This window comes from Methanobrevibacter sp. (assembly GCF_017427765.1).
Classification (GTDB): domain Archaea; phylum Methanobacteriota; class Methanobacteria; order Methanobacteriales; family Methanobacteriaceae; genus Methanocatella.
The window spans coordinates 13,165-34,915 of sequence record NZ_JAFRSC010000019.1 but is presented as its reverse complement, the minus strand read 5'-3'; the positions used below and the strand labels follow the sequence as shown (position 1 = coordinate 34,915).

The following is a 21,751-nucleotide window of genomic DNA, read 5'->3' as shown; positions in this document are numbered from 1 at the left end:
ATTATTATGGCATATGAATTTAAAAACAAAAAAAATATTTCAACAATTGGTGTGCATGCCGGTCAGGAAGAGGTGGATGAAACCGGTTCAAGAGTAACTCCTATTTATCAGACAACTTCTTATGTATTTGACACACCTGAACAGGCAGCTAATAGGTTTGCCCTTGCCGAAGGGGGAAACATTTATACAAGATTGACAAATCCAACTACTCAGGCATTTGAGAAGAGAATGGCAGCTATTGAAGGTGGAACTGCAGCGTATGCTACTGCTTCTGGTATGGCAGCTATTTTTTATGCAATCATTAATTTGACTAAAGTTGGGGATAATATTGTATCTGCCGATAACCTGTATGGCGGAACTTATGAGCTGTTTGAAAATACTCTTGAAGAATTAGGCCGTAGCGTAACATTTGTTGATTCACAATCTCCTGAAGAGTTTGAACAGGCTATTGATGATAAAACAAAAGCTGTTTATGTTGAATCAATCGGAAATCCTAAATTGGATATTCCTGATTTTGATAAAATATCTGAAATTGCACATTCACATGGAATTCCATTAATTGCTGATAATACTGTAGGTATCGGTTCTGTAAGACCATTTGACCATGGGGCAGATATCATTGCTTCATCAGCAACAAAATATATTGGCGGTCATGGTACTACTTTAGGCGGGATAATTATTGAAAAAGGCGATTTTGACTGGATGAACGGCAAATTTCCAACATTGTCAGAACCTGATGAAACTTACAATGGACTTATATTTGCAGAAACTTTCGGCGAATCTGCATTTACAACAAGAATCAGAGCAGTTGTCGGAAGAGATACTGGTGCTGTTCCATCTCCATTCGGATCATTTTTACTCATGCAGGGTCTTGAAACATTAGGCTTAAGAATTGAAAGGCATGCTTCAAATGCGATGGCTGTTGCCCGTCATTTGGAAGCTCATCCTAAAGTTGCCTGGGTTACCTATTCTGGTCTTGAATCTTCCCCAAACCATGAAGTGGCTAAAAAATATGCTGAAAAAGGTTACGGCGGAATTGTTTCATTCGGTCTTAAAGCAGGTTATGATGGAGCTTTAAAATTCATTGAAAATGTCGAATTAATCTCATTTTTAGCCAATATTGGTGATGCAAAATCATTAGTAACCCATCCTGCTTCAACTACTCATTCTCAGTTATCTGAAGAACAGCAATTATCTACAGGTGTTACTCCTGATTTGATAAGATTTTCAGTAGGTATTGAGGATATTGAAGATATTCTGGCCGACGTTGATCAGGCATTGGATAAAGTTTAATTTGAAGTTATTTTTTACTTCCCTTTTTTTATTTAATTAAATTATTTTTTTCTATGTTTAATGAGTATAATAAAACTATTTAAAGAATTATTTAAATAAATATTTTCAAATAAAATAATTTATATTGCTTAAATATTTTTGAAGGCATATATTTTATTAAATTTGAATTATTAGTTGGGATTTTCATGGAATGGCAAAAGGCAACAATATTTATCAGTAGTACTTTTAATGATATGCATGCTGAAAGGGATTACCTTATTAAAGAGGTATTTCCTGAATTAAATGAGTGGTGTGAACGACGAAAAATTCGCTTATCTGATGTCGATTTAAGATGGGGTGTAAAAGAAGAAGACACAGAAAACAAAGCGACTGTCGGAACATGTCTTAGACACATCGATAAAAGTCGTCCATTTTTCTTATGTTTCTTAGGTCAGCGTAGAGGATGGGTTCCTGATTTCAATGAAGATATTAATGATGAAACAAAGGAAATTTATCCTGCAATCGATGATTTGATTAAAAAGGAGGATACTGACAGATCAGTAACCGAAATGGAAATAGAACATTCTCTTTTATCTCCAATGTATAGAATTGTTGAAGGAAGCGAAAATACATGTCCTCCAACTCAGCATACTTTATTTTTCTTTAGAGATGATGACTATCTGTCAAAATTAACTCCTGCTCAAAAAGAAATTTACACTAATAATTCTGCCGATGATCCTGCTCATGCTGATGAAAAGCTAGAAGAAATTAAAGAAAAAATTATTAAAAGAGCAGAAGAGGAAGCTAAACTAAATGAATCCAGAAGTGCTGAAGACAGGATTCATGTTGATTTAACCTATTATAAAGGAGAGTGGGATGAAACATTGGAACTTCCTGAACTTTCTCATTTTGAAAACGGCGAAGGTATGGGAAGATTAACCAATTTTAAATGTGGTGAGGAATCTTTAAAAGATGTTTTAATCAATCAGCTTAAAAAACAATTGACTGAGGCTTTTCCTGACAACATTGAAATTCAGGATGAAACAGAATTTGAAAAAGATTTAAATCAGCAGGAAATTTTCTGTTACTTGAACAGTGAAGGTTATATCGCACGTCCTACTTACTCAAATAAATTAACTGATTATATAAATGATTCTGGCGAAAATAAAATTTGTTTGGTTAGTGCAGAGGCAGGTTACGGTAAAACAATGCTTCTTGCAAAATTTGTCACTGATTTTGAAGAAAAAAATAGTGATGTAAAATTGTATAAAAGATTCTGTGGAGCTTCAAATTTAAGTTCAAACCCTTATTCTTTATGGAAATCAATCATCGAAGAATCCAAAATTGAACTGCCTGAAGATTTGGAATTATCCAATATTGATGATTTAAAAAGAAACATGTCTGAAATTCTAAAGGAAATAGCTAAAGATGAATCACTCATCATTATCGACGCTGTAAATCAGATGGAAAATGGAATGGATATGCTGAAATGGTTCGATGAACTTCCAGACAATTTAAAAATCATTGCAAGTATTAAAGAAGATAAGAATGATGAGAATTACACTTTTGAATTGGATAAGATTAAAAACAGAAGTTATATCTCTGATAAATATAGTTTTGAGATTGAAAAGCTTGATGATAACGGTAAAAAAGAATTAATCAGAGCATATCTCAAAAACTACCTAAAAGAACTTGATGAAACTCAAATTAATGAAATCTGCAAATTCGAAGGATCAAAAAACCCATTATTCCTAAAGATTTTGCTTGCCGAACTGAGAGTATTCGGTTCATTTGACCAGTTAAAAGAGAAAATCGGAAGTTTTGGTGATTCACCATTGTCCGCATTTGACCAGGTTTTAGAAAGACTTGAAAATGATGAAAAACTGATTAAGGGAGACAATATTGTTCCGTTACTATTTGCATTAATGGCTTATTCAAGATATGGATTATCCGAAGAGGAGCTTGTAAGCATAATTAAAAATGAAACCACACTTAATGAAAAGGAGATTCAGGATTCAATCAGGATATTTATAAGGCAAGTCCGTCCATTCATGGCTATTAAAGAGGCAAGACATGACTTTTTCTATGAAAGTTTTGATTTGGCTACAAAAAACAGATATGGCATTTCAAACATTGAAATCAATAAATTATTGGCTGATTACTTTAAAAAACAGGCAGACCCTGATGAAAATTATTCATTTAAAGGAAATGAGCTTAGACCTTATAATGAACTTCCATATCACTTGTTTGAGTGCGGACAGTCAGACACATTGGATAAAACACTTTCATCTTATTCATTTATAAAAAATAAGCTTGATTTATCAGACGTTTATAATTTGGTTTCTGATTATCAGTATAACACCTCTGAAGAGGAGGATTCCTCAATTGAGTTGATTGGCAGAGCATTGGAGCTGTCTTCACCTGTACTTAAAGATAATAAAAACCAGCTTCCACCTCAATTGCAGGCAAGGATGTGTGAAATTGATGACGAAGTTGTTCAGGGACTGCTTGATGAGTTGGAAAATAAAACTCAGGATAAATGGTTAAAATCAACAACCAATGCACTTTATTCACCAAAAAGTTCCATTATCAAAAGAATTAAAGCTGATGGTAGAAGTGCAACTGCAATCGTTTTGACTTCAGATAATAAATTGATCATTGGAACTGATGACGGTAAACTCAACCTTTACAGGTTAAATGATAATTATCTCGATGTTATTGGTAAAGAAAACTCCGAAATAATTAAAATCATTCTGGACAATGATGATAAGGAAATGGTTGTAGCATCAAAAGAGGGTATTGTAAAACGGTGGAATATCGCCGATAAAAAGGTTATCAATACATATGACATTAAATCAGAAATCACTGATATTTACATTTCCAAAACATATGGAAAAATTTATGCATCTTCCCATAATGGAGTATTTTCCATTGATATAAAATCAGAACAAATCAAAACAGAACCTATTGATGCAAAAGATTATAATCAAATTCTGGTTCCAAGACGTAACGAAGCCATTCTGGTTTGTGATGAAAAAGAGGTTGACGGCTGGGATGTATATGAAAAGAGAAAAGCATACAACCAGCATCACCAGCATGAAATCGGTGGTGATGAAAGTGATGATAAAAGCTTTGCAACCCAGATGGATTCCAGCGGAGATATCAAATTCATGGGATTGAATAAAAGATTTTTAACTTTGATTTCTGAAAACGGTCAGATGAAATTCTGGAATACTCTTAAAAACTCCGAAAGCGGACAGAGTATAGATGAAGTTTTCACTTCAAGTTTAAATGATAAATTTGCCAATGCAATTACTATTGAAAAAGAAGATAAAATAATCACAATGTCTGAAATGGGCGTATTGAATGAATGGGATATTCCAAATCCTAAAAAACCTAATTTTACAAAAGCAACTGAAATTCAGACAGGTATCAAATCTTCACAGTCAATTGAATATTTCACTAATGGCAGTGACAGATGGGTAGTAATTGGAAATAAAAACAATGACATTAACGTCATTGATTTGAATAAAAAAGTTGAAGACAGCGACCATATGAAACATGGGGGATCAGTATTATCAATTATTCTTTCAGACGATAACATGATTACTGCTTCAGAGGATGGAGAATTTTATAACTGGAGTTTTGCTAACGAATCCTGTGATGAAAATAACCAGTTTTCAAATGACTTCCGTAATGAATGCGTTGCATTTGACGAATCTGATAAAAAATTATTCTCAGCAGGTGTAAGGCATGAAAAAGATGGTAGGAAAATAAATAAAATATCCACTTGGCAAATTGGTGACGGTGAAGCTAAAGATTATAAAACAAATCCTGATCCTATCGTAGATATAACTCAAAACAGTTTGGGAACTGTTTTCATTGAGAAAAATAAATTAGTCACAGAAAATAGCGAAGAAGATTTGGATGGAAATGCAACTTCATTATGCAGTCAAATCAATTCATCTGATGTATTCATAGGTTTTGAAGATGGAAAAATACAAAAATACTCTAATGGTCTTAGTGATTTTGCAAAATCCTCACAATCTCCGATTACTAAAATGGATGTAATATCCGATAAGCTAATTGCAGGTTATAATGATGGAACAATTGGAGTATTTGGCTTGGATGGAACTCATATTACTAATTTAAAAGAAAATGAAAAAGCTATAACTAACTTCGCTTCACTTAATGGTGAAGAATTTATAAGTGTTTGTGAAGACGGTACTTTAAAATTCTGGAATATTGGAAGTGGCGAGTCTACCTACACATATTTCCTGGATATTTATGCAACTTCCGTCAATGTTCGGGATGATAAATTAGTGGTTGGAGATACTTTAGGTAATGTCAGATTCTTTAGTTTTGAAAATTTTTAATAGTTAATGTTGATAAATAATAAATAGGTGAAAATATGAAACTCGAAGAACTTTTAGCACCATGTCCTGAATGTGGTTCAAAAGATAAAGTAGCTCTTAGAAGATTATTGGATAATCATAGAGCTCATGCAGAGATGAATGCGGTTAAATGTGAAGAATGCGGGTATGTATTCTTTGTAAATGAAGATATGGACCCTGATGAGAAGAAACAATTATTGAATGAATTAAATAAAATCCACGGTTAAAATGACATTTCATGTAATGATTATACCAACCCTAAACTGTCCATCAAACTGCAAATACTGTTGGGGTTCAGAAAATACAAAAGAAATGATGGATATTGGTATTATAGACCAAATTGTAACTTGGTTAGAGGATTTTAGAGATGATAAAGTTCATTTCACTTTCCATGGAGGAGAACCGCTTTTAGCAGGTTATGATTTTTATGAAACTGCTTTGGAAAAATTATCTAAAATTGAAAATTTGGATGGGTTTTCCCTTCAAAGCAATATATGGCTTTTAACTGATGAGCTTATAGATTTATTTGTAAAATATAATGTTGTTGTAAGTACAAGTATTGACGGTCCAAAGGAAATCAACGATTATCAAAGAGGTGAAGGTTACTTTGACAAAACAATGTCCAAATATGAACTTGCCAAATCCAAAGGACTTGTAATTAACTTTGTTTTAACAGTAACTGACTATTCTAAAGATTTCTCAGATGAGCTGTATGACTTCTTTAAAAATGAACAGATGAGTCTAAAAATACATGCTGCACTTCCTTCCTTAAGGGGAGATAATGCAGATCCTTGGGCGCTTAATCAGGAAGAACATGGAAAACTTCTAGTTGACTGGTTGGATAAATATCTCTATGATTTGGATAAATTCTCAATTATGGATTTGGATCATATCTGTAAAAGCGCTTTGAGAAGAAGAGGAACTTTATGCACCTTTGCGGACTGTATCGGAACAACACTTGCTGTAGGTTCTGACGGTTCAATCTATCCGTGTTACAGATTTGTCGGCATGCCGGAATATGTTTTGGGCAATGTCGCCGATAATCCAAGTTTCGATGATTTGAAAACTTCAGATGCCTGGGCGAAACTTCAGGAATTCAGAGACTATGTGGATGAAAACTGCAAAAAGTGCAAATTTGTAAAATACTGCGAAGGAGGATGCCCTTACAATGCAATTGTTGCACATAAAACTCCTCAGGCAGTTGACCCTCAATGTGATGCATATAAAATAATTTTTGGTGAAGTTTCAAAAAGAATGAATAAAGAATTTGCAAAATCTGCTTTTGGATTAGGAGCTCCTGCTGAGAGAAAAGAAGGCGATCCTTATAGCATTATGGACCTTGCAATGAAACCTTAGGTTGATAATATGATTTGTGATGAATGCAAATACCTTGTAGTTAGAGACAAGTACAAAATTGTCTGCAGACTTAATGAACATCAGCTATTGGATGTTAAACAGTGCATGAATTTTGAAAAAATTGAAGATGAATAATTTGGAGATTTTTCTCTAAGTTATTTCTATTTTTTGGCTATTGCGCAAATCCAGCTTGCGTCTTCACCTGTAAATGAATCTGTAGATTCCTTGATTTCAGTTTTAACTTCTGAAAAACCACTATTTTTTAAATATCTGATTAATTCTTCTTCAGAATAGATGTTGCAGTCTAAAAGTTCTATGAATTCCTTTTGTCTTTCGTCGTTTTCTTTTGGAAGGGCCTCATTGCATATTAGAAAAATTCCGTCTTCTTTTAAGACTCTATTGACTTGCTTAAAGTCATTTCCAATGTCCGGCCAAAAATAGATGGTTTCAAATGCTGTAACAATGTCAAATGAGTTATCTTCAAATGACATTTCAGATACAGAATCCTGCTTTATCTCGCATCGTTTTTTATCAATTTCTTTTTGGTTCAATTCAGTTGATTTTTTAACAGACAATTGCGAATAATCAATTCCATAAACTTTATTTTCAGTAATTTTCAAGAATCTTTTGACATTAACGCCGCCTCCACAGCCAATATCCAAAATAATGGAATCTTTAGATATATTTAAATGATTTACTCCCCATTGGGCGAGGTTTTCATGGTTTATATTCATATTGTTAATCAGTTTTTCACCTAATTTACCTTGAGGATTTCCGGCATTAATCAGTAATTCTGGGTCTTCTATTATTTTTGTTTTTTTGGAATTTTTTGTCATTGATAATAATTTTTTCTCATATATTTAAATTATTTTTGACATTGAGTAATACTCACTATATAAATGAATTTAAAAAAAGTAATACTTTTATATAATATGAGGTCCAAATTATGATATAGTAATACTGCATATATAAATGAATCCAAAAAAAGTAATACTTTATAAAATTTAAGAAGGTGAAAAATGTGATTGATGAGATTATAGATTTTTTATTTGGCTTGAAAATGACTATCATCTCTGCTATATTTCTTGTAATCGCAGTAATTTTCATGATATTTGGAATTGACACTCCAATTTACTTAAACCCTGCATGGGGTGCAGTAATAATCAGTGGTATTCCAATGTTGCTTCTGGCAATGACAAGACTGATTCGTGAAAGATGGATTTCATCTGCACTTTTAATTGCTATAGCTATGGTTGCATCACTTTTAATTGGTGAAATCTTTGCAGCAGGTGAAGTTGCATGGATTATGGCATTAGGTGCACTTCTTGAAGATTGGACAGTTGAAAGAGCTAAAAAAGGTTTGAGAAATCTTATCAATTTAACTCCGCAAACCGGTAGAAGAATTGTTGATGGTGTTGAAGAAGAGGTATCTGTCGATGAGATAAAAATTGGAGATACTTTAAGAATTCTTCCAGGTGAAAGCGTTCCTGTTGACGGTGAGATTATATCAGGAACCAGTTCACTTGACCAATCAATCATGACTGGTGAGTCTCTTCCAATCGATAAGGAAGTCGGTGATGAAGTATTTTGCGGTACCATGAATATGTATGGTGCAATTGATATTAAAGCAACCAGTTTGGGTGAAAATTCATCACTTCAAAAATTGATTGATCTTGTAAAAGCGGCTGATGAAAAACAGGCTCCTACTCAAAGAATTGCCGATAAATGGGCAACCTGGCTTGTTCCTGTAGCATTAATAATAGCTATTGTGGCTTGGCTTGCAACAGGCGATATTGAAAGAGGAGTAACAGTTTTAGTTGTATTCTGTCCATGTGCATTGATACTTGCAACACCAACTGCCATTATGGCAGCTATCGGTCAGGCAACCAAATATGGTGTATTGATTAAATCCGGTGAGGCACTTGAAACATTAGGTGCATTGAATACTTTGGTATTCGATAAGACTGGAACATTAACATACGGTAATTTACAGGTATCTGATGTAATTCCTGTTAATTCAGATTTATCAGAAACTGATTTACTTAGGGCCGTTGCATCCTGTGAAACATTAAGTGAACACCCATTAGCTAAAGCTATTGTAAGTAAAGCTAAAGAATTGGAAATGGATCTTGAAGAACCTCAGGACTTTAAAATGTATCCTGGAAAAGGTGTAAACTGTAATATTTCATATGGTACTGTTTATGCTGGAAATGCCAAATTTTTAGCTGAAAATAATATTGACGTTGATGAAAGTTATCTGGACAAACTCAGAAGTGAAGGAAAAGCTGCAATAATCGTTGCAATAAATGATGCTGTTGCCGGTTTTGTCGGTTTATCTGATGTGATTCGTGAAGATTCTGCAAGCATGATAAAAAGTTTGCATGATTTGGATACTGAAACTATACTGCTTACAGGAGATAATACTGAAACTGCAAATTACTTTGCATCACAGGTTGGAATTGGTAAAGTTCATGGAAATCTGCTTCCAGAAGAAAAACTTTCATGGATTGAAAAACTCAAAAGTGAAGGCAAGAAAGTTTGTATGATTGGAGATGGTGTAAATGACGCACCTGCACTTAAAACAGCTGATGTAAGTGTTGCAATGGGTTCTGTTGGAAGTGATGTGGCAATTGAAGCTGCAGACATAGCACTTCTTGGTGACGACATCGGAAAAATACCATATCTTAAAAAACTTTCAAACTCTACATTGTTTACAATCAAAGCTAACATCATAATTTCAATGACAATTAACGCATTGGCTATAGTATGTTCCGTTTTAGGATGGTTAAATCCGGTTACCGGAGCTATTGTTCACAATGCAGGATCATGTTTGGTAGTTTTAAATGCTGCTTTATTGTATGACAGAAAATTCGATGATTCTATCAAAAAAATCGATTCTGAAAATGTGGAGCACTCACATTATCATTTCCACAATGACGGAGAACACACTCATTCACATGATGGTGTTGAAATCATTGATGAAATCGAAACTGAAAGTGGTATAAAACATATGCATGCCCACAAACATGCATTATCAAGACAAAGTTGTGAAGCATATCACAACTAATTTTTTTTCTTTTTTTAGCATAAATATTATATATTAAATTGAATAATCTTATTTTAGGTATTATTATGAATGAAAAAATAATTTTAGGACTTCCAAAGGGAAGTTTAAATAATGTTAACAGAGGAAATACTCATCAATTGTTTGTTGATGCAGGTTATGAAGTTAGAGGTTACGAACCCGGAAATGAATCTTATGAAATTAATATTTTAAATGATGATGATATTATAGCTTTTTTAACCCGTCCGCAATCAACACCTGTAGAGTTAAACAGGGGAATGGTTGATATAGCTATTGTTGGTGAAGACTGGATTAAAGAGGAATCCGTTTTAAGAGATACTAAAACTGTTAAAATTGGGGATTTGGATTATGGTCAAACCCGTTTGATTGTAGCAGTTCCAAATGATTCTCCTTATGAAAATCTCTCAGATTTCTTCAGAGCAAATAAAGATAGAAAAACTCCAATATTGTGTTTTACTGAATATCCTAACTTAACCAGAAAACATATTATGGAAAATGAAGTTTATCAAGAAATTTATGGTGATGCGGTACCGTTTGTTCAAGTTAGAGGTTTGACCGATGGGGACAATGAAATGGTGCAGGTCATTAACTCTGACGGTGCAACTGAGGTCTATATTGCAAAAGGCGCCGATTTGATTGTTGATAATACTCAGACTGGAAGCAGTTTGAAAAAAGCAGGTCTAAAGGAACTTGAAACAATATTGCATTCATCAGCTGGTCTTTACGCTGGTGTAAGCTGTACCGGCGAGAAAATGGAAAAAGCTCAAATGATTTACAAGCAGTTATTTGGAGCAATTACTGCTAAAAAATACTTTGATGTCAAGTTCAATATTGCCAACAGTAAAATTGAAGAAGTGTCTAATTATCTGATTGACAATAAGCTATGCGCTGATGAACCTACACTTACTCCTGGTTCTGATTTTTCACAAATCAATGTGCTGATTCCTAAAGCAAAATTCCCTGAAATGATTGATGCTATTAAAGGATTCGATGCAACTTCCATAATTAGAAATGATTTAAAACAATTGGTTAAATAATCATTTCATTTTCTTTATTTTTTTTAAACATTGTTTAATTTTCTTATTTTTTGGATTTAAAATATCATTATAAATCATTAACATTTATAAGGTATTTCAAACATACTTTAATACATTAGATAATTAGATGGCGATTTACATGTTAACATCTGTTCAAAAAGAAATTTTACAAACATTAATTAACTTATACCAATCTTCCAATAGAAAGTCCATTAAGGGTGAAGACATTGCTGAGGTTATGAACAGAAACCCCGGTACAATACGTAACCAGATGCAGTCTTTAAGAAGTCTTGGTTTGGTTAAGGGAGTCCCGGGTCCTAGAGGTGGATACAAACCAACTATAGAGGCATATCACTCTTTAAACATTAAGGTTTCCGATAATGACTCAAAAGTTCCTATTTATAAAAATGGAAAAAGATTGGAAGATATTTCTGTTGCAAAAATTGAATTCACAAGTGTTCCACAACCTAGTGAATGTGAAGCTGCAATTAAAGTTTTGGGCAGTATTAAAGATTTAAATCTTGGGGATACTGTAAGAATTGGACCTACACCTGTAAACAACCTTGGAGTTATGGGTGAAATTGTAGGCCGTGATGATATGGACAATATTCTGCTTGTAGACACGACTACAATCAGAAGCATTCCTAAAAAAACAGTCGGTGATATTGCAAGTCGTGATGTAATTTCTTTTAAGATGGACTGTTCTGTTAAAGAAGCGGCCAGAAAATTGACTGATAATGAAATTGACGGTGCTCCTGTAATGAAAGATGGAAAAGTTGTAGGAGTATTTACAGTAACAGATCTTGTTCAGGCAGTGGCGGAAGGAAATGAAGATAAAACTGTTGGCGAGTTAATGTCTACAAATGTTGTTATTGTAAATGAGGATTTAAAAATAGCCAATGCTATTGAAGTAATGCTTAAAAAATCAATTTCCAGATTGATTATCGCTGATAATGACAATGTTTTACTTGGAATTGTTACAAGAACAGATTTAATAGACAGCATTACCAATTTAAAGCAATTCCCTATTATTACTAATTAATTTTTATTTTTTAAGTGATTTAATGAAAGTTACACAGATTGACGTTGATAAAGATATGAGTATATTGGATTTGATAAATCAGTTTGATGAATCCGGTGTTTTAGGTGCAGGTAGAGTTGCAAGAGCTTGCAATATTTTGGCAGATATGATTCAGGACGATGAAATGAGCGTATTTTTAAGTCTTGGAGGTCCATTAATCCCAGGTGGTATGAGAAATATTGTAACCAAAATGATTAAAGATGGACATGTGGATTTGATTGTTGCAAGCGGAGCAAATATTACTCATGATTTGGTTGAAGCGTTTGGAGGATCCCATTATCGCCATGAAGGAAGAGATGATGAGGATTTGAATGCTGATGGAATCGGACGTATTGCCGATATCAATGTTGGATCTGATGATTTTACTATTTTTGAAACCGAAATAATTAAAATTTTTGAAAAAATTTCTCAAGATAAAAAAATCATCTCAATTCAGGAACTATTATATGAAATCGGCCTTTTAGTGGATGATGAAAATTCATTTGTTGCAACCGCTGCAAGAAACAATGTTCCAATTTTCGCACCGGGCATAATAGATTCAATGTTAGGTCTTCAGTTGTGGATTTTTACTCAAGATCATGATTTTACACTAAGTGCAGCCGGAGACATGCCATATCTCTCAGATATTGTTTTTGAATCCGAAAAGGTTGGTGCTGTACTTCTGGGTGGAGGCCTTACAAAACATTATACTCTAGCGTCCAATGTCATTAAGGGAGGTCTTGATGCAGCTATTCAGATTACGATGGACCGGCCTGAAGCAGGTAGTTTGGGCGGTGCTCCACTGGAAGAGGCAAAATCCTGGTCAAAGGCAAGATGCGGATCCAGTCTTGCAAGTGTCGTTGGTGATGTTACTGTTATTTTCCCATTAATCTATGCAGCTGCCTTGGATAAACTTGGAGATAATTAAATGAGTTACATTATTTTAGCAATATTATTTTTACTGTCAGGATTTTTCATGAAATATTCTGATGACTTATTCGATGAAAAGCATGATATATCTTCTGCAAGTGTTTTTGGAGTAATATGTGGTGTTGCATCAGGATTGGCTGCAGTTTACAGTGTTGAAGCAGCATATATTTTTATAGCTATTCCGATAGGTAATTTCATTGTAATGAAGGTTGATGGAATTCACCATTTAATTACATTGATAATATTTATAGCCATATTGCTGATTAGTGGAATTCCTGAGTTGAGTCTTGTAATTCTCCTGATATGTATTTTAGCCGCAATTTCAGATGAAGTAGGTCATGAACTGATAGGAAATATTACACAAAACAAATTTTTAAATCTGTTTTTTGAATATCGCTTTGTAATGAAAATTGTGATATTTCTGCTGGCTGTATGTGGTGTTTTCAACATTTGGCTATTTGTCTGTTTTATAATATTTGAAATATCTTATGTATGTGGTGGAATTGTATTCGAAAGTTTGAATTAAAAAAAAGAAATTAAGAAAAGGAATATAAAATTCCTATTCTCCGAGTTCAACACCCATTTTACCTGCTACTCTTGCAAGTAATACGGTAACGATTACTGCTACAATAGTTACAACAATAGCGTATATGAATAAACTTGGAAGAGCGTCTCCGGTTCCGATGAATTGTTCAATTAATTTTTGGATTGCGTCATTCCATGCTAAACCTGCAACGAATGCGAATGCAGTTGTAATTAATCCTAAAATGGTTTCCATGATTAATTTTGTTACTTCAGATGCCATACTTTTCACCTCCATTTAACCCAGTATGTTCAAGGATAATAAGAACAATTATATTTTTATTTTTTTTAATTAAAATAGTTTAGCTTTATTTTAGTGATTTTATCAATTCTTCACATGATTTTTGAGGATTTTCAGATTCATAAATACTACGTCCAACGATAATTGCATTGGAATATTGGAGAGTTTTTTTACCGTCACCACCCTGCTTTCCAACACCAGGTGATATAATGAACGCATCTTCGCCAACTATTTGGCGAATATCTGATAATCTGTCAAGTCTTGTTGCCGGTGCAACGAAGTTAGTAATGTTCATATCGACTCCCATCTGAGCAATTGCATCAGCATTTTCCTGTAAAAACATTTTAGCTCCGGGATGAGACATTTCAGTAAGCAAAAACAGTTCCTTTTCGTGTTTGTTTGCCATATCAAGACAGGCCTGAACACTGTCCTGGCCTACAAAACCGTGGCATATTATCGCGTCGGCTCCTGCTTTGAATGTTTCATCACAGATTTTTTCATTGGTAGCGTCAATATCGGCTACCTTAAAGTCACAGATTACTTTAAATCCGAACTGATCTTTTAATTTGTTAATTATCTCAAGGCCTTCGGCCAGTGCTAAAGGGTAGCCTATTTTTATTGTGTCAATATAATCTTTTACAGAATCACAAATTTCAATAGCTTCCGATTCACTCATCACATCAAGTGCCAAAATTAGGTTATTTTTAATATCCATGGTATCATCTTTTTTTATTTTTTAATTAAATAATTTAGGTTTGACTAAATTTTGTTTAGTGTATTACTAATAATATTTATATATAATAAGGTATATAATATCATTATCAATAAAACTTTAATAATATTTAATTATAATTTAAATTTTTATTGAGTAATATGTCAATTTATATTGATAGGTTATTTGGAGGAATTTATTTATGCATATTATGGAAGGGTTCTTACCACCATTTTGGTGTGCTGTTTGGTATGTAATAGCAATCATTGTTGTGGCATACGGACTCTATGAAATTAAAAAGGTAGTAGATGAAACCCCTGAATCTAAAGCTTTACTTGCTGTAAGTGGAGCATTTATGTTCGTTATTTCATCTTTAAAGTTACCTTCTGTAACCGGAAGTTGTTCTCACCCAACTGGTAACGGATTAGGTGCAGCTTTATTTGGACCTGCTGTTACTGGTGTTTTAGCAACTATTGTATTAATTTTCCAAGCTGTTTTACTCGCTCACGGAGGATTAACCACTTTAGGAGCTAACTGTGTATCTATGGGTATTGTAGGACCATTTGTCGGTTGGATTGTATACAAACTATTAACTAAAGCTGGAGTTCCATCTAAAATTAATATTTTCTTAATTGCTTTCATTGCAGATATCGTAACTTACATTGTAACTGCAATCCAATTAGGTTTAGCATTCCCTGAACCTACTACTATGGCAGCAATTACAAAATTCTTCTTAATCTTCGCTCCAACTCAATTACCATTAGCTATTGCTGAAGGTTTATTAACTGTAATTATTTGGAACGGATTAATGAGTTACAAACCTAAATTATTAAACAAATTAGGTGCAATTTCAGACAATGAATTATCTAAAGGTGAATAGAATGAAATACGAAAACATTATTTTAGCAATCATTGTTATTGCAATTTTAGTCATTCCTTTAGCAATGTATTCCGGTCTCGGTGAAGACCAAGGATACTTCGGAGGATCTGACGATCAAGGATCTGATGGTGTTTCAGAAACTGGATATGAACCTTGGTTTAATTCATTTTGGGAACCACCAAGTGGTGAAATAGAAAGTTTATTATTCGCTGTTCAGGCAGCTATCGGAGCAATCATTATTGGTTACTTCTTTGGTTACTGGAGAGGACAAGGTAAAGAAGAATAATTTTATTATTCTTTTTTTCTTTTTTTTTAAAAGAAGGTTATTTAATTGAAATTTGATATTGATTACATTGCACATAATAACAGATTATCTGATTTTAACCTGTATGTTAAAGTAATCGTTGCCATTGGTTTAATGGTTGCTACATTAATATTGGATAATTTAACACTTGATATAGCAGTATTTGTTTTAATGGCTATACTAGTTTTGGGTGTAGCTAGAATCTCTTTAAAATCATATATTAAGTTTCTAACAATTCCGATTGTTTTTGCCGTTATTACATGTTTATTTTTATTATTTTTCTTCGGACATGGTGAGCTAATTTATGACACTGGACTATGGGGTATAGGAATAACTCAATCTTCTCTTGATTTGGCAGTTAAAACATTTTGCCGTTGTTTCGCATGTTTCTCATGTTTGGGATTTTTAACATTAACAACACCAATTGCAGATATTCTTCAATGCTTACATATGATTAAAGTTCCTGTAATTTTCATTGATATTGCTTTGTTGATGTATAATACAATATTTATATTTTTAGACCAGTTAAACACTATGAGAAATGCCCAGGAAACAAGATTAGGTTATATGGGTTCAAAAAGTACCTATAAGTCTTTGGGGATGTTATTTAGTAATTTATTTTTTAGGTCTCTTGACAAATCTGAAACATTGCAATGTTCTTTAGATTCAAGATGTTATCAAGGTTATTTACCAGTTTATAAGCCTAACCGGAGGAAATAAATATGTTAAATGCAGAAAATATATCTTATTCATATGATGATGGAACACAAGCTTTAAAAAATGTTAATTTAAATGTTGAAAAAGGAGAGATGGTTTCTCTTCTTGGAAAAAATGGTGCTGGAAAATCCACATTATTTTTACATTTTAATGGAATTTATAAAGCTGACAGTGGTAAAATTTTCATTGATGGCGAAGAATTAAAACACGATAAGAAAAGTTTAATACATTTTAGACAAAAGATTGGAATTGTTTTTCAAAATCCAGATGATCAACTTTTTGCCCCTACTGTAGAAGAGGATGTTGCTTTCGGACCTTTAAATCTAGGATTATCTCAGGAAGAAACACAAAAAAGGGTCACTGATGCTTTAAGAAGAGTTGATATGGAAGGTTTTGAAAGAAAAGCTCCTCATCATTTAAGTGGAGGTCAAAAGAAAAGAGTTGCAATTGCAGGAATATTGGCTATGCAACCTCAGATTATGGTATTAGATGAACCTACATCTGGTCTTGATCCAAAAGGAGCATCAGATATTTTAAAACTTTTATATGAATTAAATGATGAAGGTATGACCATCATTATTTCAACACATGATGTTGATTTAGTGCCTATTTATTCAAGTAAAGTTTATGTGATTAGTTCAGGGGAAATAATTAAATCAGGAACTCCAAAAGAAGTGTTTGGAGATATTGAATTAATTAGGAATGCTAATTTGAGACTTCCGAGGGTTGCTCATTTATTTGAAATCTTGGATAAAAAAGATGGTTTTGAATTGAATGGGGATTATCCGTTAACAATTTCTGAAGCCAGAAAATTAGCAAATGAATTGCATTCAAAATAAATATTTTTTTTTAAATCACAAATTTTTCATAAATTTGTTTGACAAAGTATTACTCTCAGTCAGAATTGATAATACTTTCTTATTTTGATTAAACATTTATATTACAATAAACATAATTTTTTATAAGGTGAATTTACATGAGAATTGGAATTTGTGACACTACATTTGCCCGCTTTGATATGGCTTCAGCAGCTATTGACGAGCTTAAAAAGAATGCTTATGATTTAAAGATAATTCGCGAGACAGTTCCTGGCGTTAAAGACTTGCCTGTAACTGCAAAAATTCTCATTGAAGAAGAAAATTGTGATATTGTAATGGCACTTGGAATGCCTGGACCTATGGAGAAAGATAAGATGTGTGCTCATGAAGCATCAACAGGCCTTATCAATGCACAGCTTATGACAAATACTCATATTCTGGAAGTATTTGTGCATGAAGATGAAGAGGAAGATCCGGTTGAACTTGCAAAACTTGCAGAAAACAGGGCACGTGAACATGCACAGAATTTGATAAAGATGATGTATCACAGAAAAGCAATGAGAAAAGAAGCTGGAATGGGAATGCGTGAAGGAAAAGAAGACGCAGGTCCTTTATAATTAAGGTGGAACATGGGATACGAAATAACAGCAGAAGATAAGGATGCCACATATGTCGTTCTTCCGGCATATAATGAGGCAACAAGAATCCAGCCGGTAATTGAAGCTATTGCTGAGAAAGGATATAATATGGTTATTGTCAATGACGGTTCTTCAGATAATACTTTGGATGTTATTATGCAGTCCAAAAAGAAATATCCAGACAGGATTCATGTTTTTTCTTTACTGATTAATCGTGGTGTTGGTGTTGCAACACAAACAGGTTTTGACGCTGTTTTAAAATTCAATCCCAAATATATTGTGAGTATGGACTCTGACGGACAGCATTCCGCAGATGATTTGGATAATGTAATCAAACCGCTGGTTACAGGTGAGGCTCAGGCGGTCATTGGTGTAAGGCCTCTTAAGGATATGCCGTTTACCCGTAATTTTGCAAATGCAATCATGAATCTTTTAACCCGAATATTTTATAGGGTAGATGTAAGCGATTCGCAAACAGGTTTCAGGGCATTGACTCTTGATGCTTTAAACAAGATTAGCATCAATGCTACAGGATATCTGATTTCTTCAGAATTCATACGTGAAATAAATGATAATGACATCCCTTTTGCTGAAGTTCCAATCGAAACAATTTACACTCCAGAAACTCAGGCAAAAGGAACAAATGTTGTTGTTGCATTTAAGATTTTACTTCAGATGATTAAACATCAATTTTAAGGTGATAATATGTTTTTATATGCTTTTATATTTCCAATCATATCCATCATAGCCATTGTATGGTTTGTTGCAAGATATCTCAAAGGAAAAAATTCCCTTACCACTGTTGTTTTATGGACAATATTTTGGATTTTTGTCAGTATATTTGCCATCTTCCCTGAGGTCAGTACCAGATTTGCTAGTATGTTTGGTATAACAAGGGGTCTGGACTTTGTAATTATTTTAGTGTTTGTTATACTGTTTTATACTGTATTAAAGTTATATTTCATTGTTGATAAAATGCAGAATGACTTAAATAAAATTGTAAAGGAAGTTGCATTGAAAAATGAAATTACTCTTGATGATGAAGAGGAATAATCTATGTTGTATTTTAGGGGATGCACTGCCCGGGAAAAGCAAACCGATATTTCTAAAGCAACTGAAATGCTTTTAAATAAGGCTGGTGTGGATTATCATATTTTGAAAGATGAAAAATGCTGTGGATCAGTCTTACTTAGAACAGGTTTTATAGATGAAGCGTCCGAACAGATTAAAAAGAATACTGATATTTTTAAAGGTCAAAAGATATTAACTTCCTGTGCAGGTTGCTATAAAACTCTAAAGGATGACTATGAAGGTTTGGATGTTATTCACATCTCCCAGCTATTGGATGATTTGATTAAAACAGGAAAACTTAATTTTTCTCGAAATGATTTGGATGTAACTTATCATGATTCATGTCATTTGGGTCGTCACTGCAATGTTTTTGATGAGCCCCGTGATGTTATTGAATCTGTTGCAAATCTGGTTGAAATGGAAAACATTCGTGAAAACAGCTTATGCTGCGGTGCCGGTGGTGGCGTAAAGTCTGCCTATCCAGAAATTGCTGGCGAAATGGCCAAAGCAAGAATTGCTCAGGCAAAAGAAACCGGTTGTGAAATATTAGTAACTCCATGTCCTTTTTGTAAGCTTAACCTGGAAAACGATGATTTGGAAGTTCTTGACTTGACTGAATTTTTAGTGGAATATGGTGATATTGATGAAATCTAGCGAACTTGAAACAATGAGAAAATCATTCAATACTGTCAAGAAAAGATCAAACACCATTAAGGAATCACCATCAACCAAAAGGCTTGTAACAAGGGTTCGTGAGATTAAAGAATATTCTATTGAAAATAATCAGGAGTTATTGAATCAGGCTTTGGAGTCATTCAAACGCAATGACATTGACGTTAAAATTGCCAAGACATCTTCAGATGCATTGGATATCATTGATGAACTGCTTTTTGAATATGATGCCACTACAATAGCCAAAGCAAAATCAAACACGCTTGGTGAAATAAACTTAAAAAAGCATTTGGCAGCCAAAAACATTGATGTTGTTGAAACGGATTTGGGTGATAGAATATTGCAGCTTAAAAAGACTGACAACAGGCCGGTTCATCCGACAGGTCCTGCTTCTCATTTGAATATTTCAAAAATCACAGACATTGTCAATGAATCTTTGGATGTTAATGTCAATCCGGAAGCCCAGGAAATCATGCAAACCGTAAGGCAAGATGTACTAAACCGACTAAAAAATGCCAATGTAGGTATAAGTGGAGCCAATGCTATAGCTGCCGAAGAAGGGTCCCTTGTAATGGTTCACAATGAGGGCAATATTTCAATAGTTTCACTCAAAGACTTGCATATAATTGTAGCTGGAATTGATAAAATTGTACCTTCTCTGGAAGACGCAATCTCTCTTGTAAAGCTTGAAACCATTTTCGCCACAGGAAACTATGTCACTTCATATATGAATGTAATATCCGGTCCCTCAAAAACAGCAGATATTGAGAAAAAACTCCTGAAAAATATGTACGGGGCTGAAAAGGTTGTTGTGATTCTCCTGGATAATGGCAGAAGCGATGCAACACCGGAATGTCTTTATTGCATAGGCTGTGGAAACTGTGTGGTCCACTGTCCTGTATACAATGCTGTCGGCAATGAATTCGGATTCAATAACTATCTGGGTGGTCGTGGTGTTGCAATGTCCAAATTCATTGAAGATGATGAGACCTGCTATAATTCAGGCCTTTACATGTGCACATTATGTGGTTTGTGCACCTTAAACTGTCCTGTAGCCATTCCAACAAATGAAATCATTGAAAACATGAGAAAATTATCAGCCGATGTAGGATTTTATCCGAAGGCTCATGGAATAATTAAAGACAATGTTTCTCAAAATGATTCACCATATTAGCTAATTTTTTTAAAAAAACCAATACTATTATAAATAATAAAGAAGTAATATTATTATATTATAAAATTATATTTTATTGGAGGAAATACATGCTTCTATTAATAAGTCCTATAAATCGTGAAGAAGCTCTTGAATCTATTAAAGGCGGAGCAGACATTGTTGATGTAAAGAATCCTAAGGAAGGCTCTTTAGGTGCTAATTTCCCGTGGGTTATTAAGGAAATCAGGGAACTGACTCCTGAAGATAAGCTTGTAAGCGCAACTTTAGGTGATGTGCCTTACAAACCAGGTACTGTTTCTCTTGCAGCAATGGGCGCTCATGTTTCCGGAGCAGATTACATTAAAGTAGGATTATACGGAACAAAAGACCATGACGAAGCTGTTGAAGTCATGGAAAACGTTGTAAAAACAGTAAAAGATATTAGTGAAGATACAATTATTGTAGCTGCAGGATATGCTGATGCTCATCGCGTTGGTGCAGTCGGACCTATGGAAATTCCAAAAGTGGCAAAAGATGCCGGTTGCGATTTGGCAATGCTTGATACTGCAGTTAAAGACGGTCATACATTATTTGATTATTTAGATATTGATCAATTAAAAGAATTTGTTGAAGAAGCTCACAGCTACGGTTTGATGACTGCACTTGCAGGATCCGTTAAAAAAGACCAGCTAAAACCATTACATGACATCGGTTGTGATGTTGTAGGTATTAGAGGTGCAGCATGTGTTGGCGGTGATAGAAACACCGGTAAAATACATCACACTGCAGTAGCCGAGCTTAAAGAATTATGTGATTCATTTTAATCGGG

General features: G+C 33.8%; 23 protein-coding genes. 20 read left to right on the top strand and 3 right to left on the bottom strand.

Translation table 11 applies throughout. The features are described from left to right. The first annotated feature begins 6 nt into the window (after nt 1-6). The 5 genes from IJL02_RS04945 (at nt 7) to IJL02_RS04925 (ending at nt 7,157) form a co-directional block, all read left to right on the top strand. Nucleotides 7-1,293, top strand: coding sequence for an O-acetylhomoserine aminocarboxypropyltransferase/cysteine synthase family protein (locus tag IJL02_RS04945; protein WP_292811552.1), 1,287 nt, complete (start codon nt 7-9; stop codon nt 1,291-1,293). Between the two features lie 185 nt (nt 1,294-1,478). Further along, on the top strand, nt 1,479-5,648 hold the full coding sequence (locus IJL02_RS04940; protein ID WP_292811541.1) for a DUF4062 domain-containing protein: 4,170 nt from the start codon (nt 1,479-1,481) through the stop codon (nt 5,646-5,648). 35 nt (nt 5,649-5,683) lie between these two features. Continuing rightward, complete coding sequence (locus tag IJL02_RS04935; RefSeq protein WP_292811531.1) at nt 5,684-5,893, top strand: TIGR04165 family Cys-rich peptide; 210 nt, start codon at nt 5,684-5,686, stop codon at nt 5,891-5,893. A 1-nt stretch (nt 5,894) separates the two neighbouring features. After that, complete coding sequence (locus IJL02_RS04930) at nt 5,895-7,022, top strand: TIGR04083 family peptide-modifying radical SAM enzyme (RefSeq protein ID WP_342765174.1); 1,128 nt, start codon at nt 5,895-5,897, stop codon at nt 7,020-7,022. Between the two features lie 9 nt (nt 7,023-7,031). Next, complete coding sequence (locus tag IJL02_RS04925) at nt 7,032-7,157, top strand: hypothetical protein (RefSeq protein ID WP_292811512.1); 126 nt, start codon at nt 7,032-7,034, stop codon at nt 7,155-7,157. A gap of 26 nt (nt 7,158-7,183) precedes the next feature. Here the strand turns inward: IJL02_RS04925 and IJL02_RS04920 are convergent, their stop codons facing one another. Next, entirely contained in the window at nt 7,184-7,858 is a 675-nt protein-coding gene (locus IJL02_RS04920) for a class I SAM-dependent methyltransferase (RefSeq protein ID WP_292811502.1), read from the bottom strand. 185 nt (nt 7,859-8,043) lie between these two features. Between IJL02_RS04920 and IJL02_RS04915 the strand changes: the two genes are divergently transcribed. From IJL02_RS04915 to IJL02_RS04895, 5 genes are all read left to right on the top strand, one after another. After that, a complete protein-coding gene (locus IJL02_RS04915) occupies nt 8,044-10,089 on the top strand; it encodes a cation-translocating P-type ATPase (RefSeq protein WP_292811490.1) in 2,046 nt (681 codons plus the stop codon). Nucleotides 10,090-10,154: 65 nt separating this feature from the next. Beyond that, complete coding sequence (locus IJL02_RS04910; RefSeq protein ID WP_292811482.1) at nt 10,155-11,144, top strand: ATP phosphoribosyltransferase; 990 nt, start codon at nt 10,155-10,157, stop codon at nt 11,142-11,144. A gap of 139 nt (nt 11,145-11,283) precedes the next feature. After that, the gene (locus tag IJL02_RS04905) at nt 11,284-12,186 is read left to right on the top strand and encodes a CBS domain-containing protein (protein WP_292811468.1); all 903 of its coding nucleotides are present in this window, start codon (nt 11,284-11,286) and stop codon (nt 12,184-12,186) included. A 22-nt stretch (nt 12,187-12,208) separates the two neighbouring features. Further along, nucleotides 12,209-13,132 (top strand): deoxyhypusine synthase, encoded by a 924-nt coding sequence (locus IJL02_RS04900; RefSeq protein WP_292811442.1) that lies wholly within the window; start codon nt 12,209-12,211, stop codon nt 13,130-13,132. Then, entirely contained in the window at nt 13,133-13,660 is a 528-nt protein-coding gene (locus tag IJL02_RS04895; RefSeq protein WP_292811431.1) for a hypothetical protein, read from the top strand. A gap of 33 nt (nt 13,661-13,693) precedes the next feature. Here IJL02_RS04895 and IJL02_RS04890 read toward each other — a convergent pair whose 3' ends face one another. Beyond that, the gene (locus IJL02_RS04890; protein WP_292811425.1) at nt 13,694-13,939 is read right to left on the bottom strand and encodes a DUF5654 family protein; all 246 of its coding nucleotides are present in this window, start codon (nt 13,937-13,939) and stop codon (nt 13,694-13,696) included. An 85-nt stretch (nt 13,940-14,024) separates the two neighbouring features. Continuing rightward, nucleotides 14,025-14,672 (bottom strand): orotidine-5'-phosphate decarboxylase, encoded by a 648-nt coding sequence (pyrF, locus tag IJL02_RS04885; RefSeq protein WP_292811419.1) that lies wholly within the window; start codon nt 14,670-14,672, stop codon nt 14,025-14,027. 199 nt (nt 14,673-14,871) lie between these two features. Here pyrF and cbiM point away from each other — a divergent pair, with 199 nt between their 5' ends. From cbiM to IJL02_RS04835, 10 genes are all read left to right on the top strand, one after another. After that, complete coding sequence (cbiM, locus tag IJL02_RS04880) at nt 14,872-15,549, top strand: cobalt ECF transporter S component CbiM (RefSeq protein ID WP_292811405.1); 678 nt, start codon at nt 14,872-14,874, stop codon at nt 15,547-15,549. Nucleotide 15,550: 1 nt separating this feature from the next. Further along, complete coding sequence (locus IJL02_RS04875) at nt 15,551-15,835, top strand: energy-coupling factor ABC transporter substrate-binding protein (protein WP_292811396.1); 285 nt, start codon at nt 15,551-15,553, stop codon at nt 15,833-15,835. Nucleotides 15,836-15,880: 45 nt separating this feature from the next. Then, on the top strand, nt 15,881-16,573 hold the full coding sequence (gene cbiQ / locus IJL02_RS04870; protein WP_292811386.1) for a cobalt ECF transporter T component CbiQ: 693 nt from the start codon (nt 15,881-15,883) through the stop codon (nt 16,571-16,573). A 2-nt stretch (nt 16,574-16,575) separates the two neighbouring features. Then, a complete protein-coding gene (locus IJL02_RS04865) occupies nt 16,576-17,409 on the top strand; it encodes an ATP-binding cassette domain-containing protein (RefSeq protein ID WP_292811372.1) in 834 nt (277 codons plus the stop codon). A gap of 137 nt (nt 17,410-17,546) precedes the next feature. After that, a complete protein-coding gene (gene ribC / locus IJL02_RS04860) occupies nt 17,547-18,005 on the top strand; it encodes a riboflavin synthase (RefSeq protein ID WP_292603096.1) in 459 nt (152 codons plus the stop codon). A gap of 12 nt (nt 18,006-18,017) precedes the next feature. Beyond that, nucleotides 18,018-18,722, top strand: coding sequence for a glycosyltransferase family 2 protein (locus tag IJL02_RS04855; RefSeq protein WP_292811352.1), 705 nt, complete (start codon nt 18,018-18,020; stop codon nt 18,720-18,722). A 9-nt stretch (nt 18,723-18,731) separates the two neighbouring features. After that, nucleotides 18,732-19,079: a DUF2304 domain-containing protein gene (locus IJL02_RS04850; protein ID WP_292811342.1), complete on the top strand. Its 348-nt coding sequence runs from the start codon at nt 18,732-18,734 to the stop codon at nt 19,077-19,079. Nucleotides 19,080-19,082: 3 nt separating this feature from the next. Beyond that, nucleotides 19,083-19,751: a (Fe-S)-binding protein gene (locus IJL02_RS04845; RefSeq protein WP_292811329.1), complete on the top strand. Its 669-nt coding sequence runs from the start codon at nt 19,083-19,085 to the stop codon at nt 19,749-19,751. Further along, entirely contained in the window at nt 19,741-20,943 is a 1,203-nt protein-coding gene (locus tag IJL02_RS04840; protein ID WP_292811314.1) for an LUD domain-containing protein, read from the top strand. Before IJL02_RS04845 ends, IJL02_RS04840 begins: the two co-directional genes overlap by 11 nt. A gap of 89 nt (nt 20,944-21,032) precedes the next feature. Then, complete coding sequence (locus IJL02_RS04835) at nt 21,033-21,746, top strand: (5-formylfuran-3-yl)methyl phosphate synthase (protein ID WP_292811302.1); 714 nt, start codon at nt 21,033-21,035, stop codon at nt 21,744-21,746. The last annotated feature ends 5 nt before the right edge of the window (nt 21,747-21,751 follow it).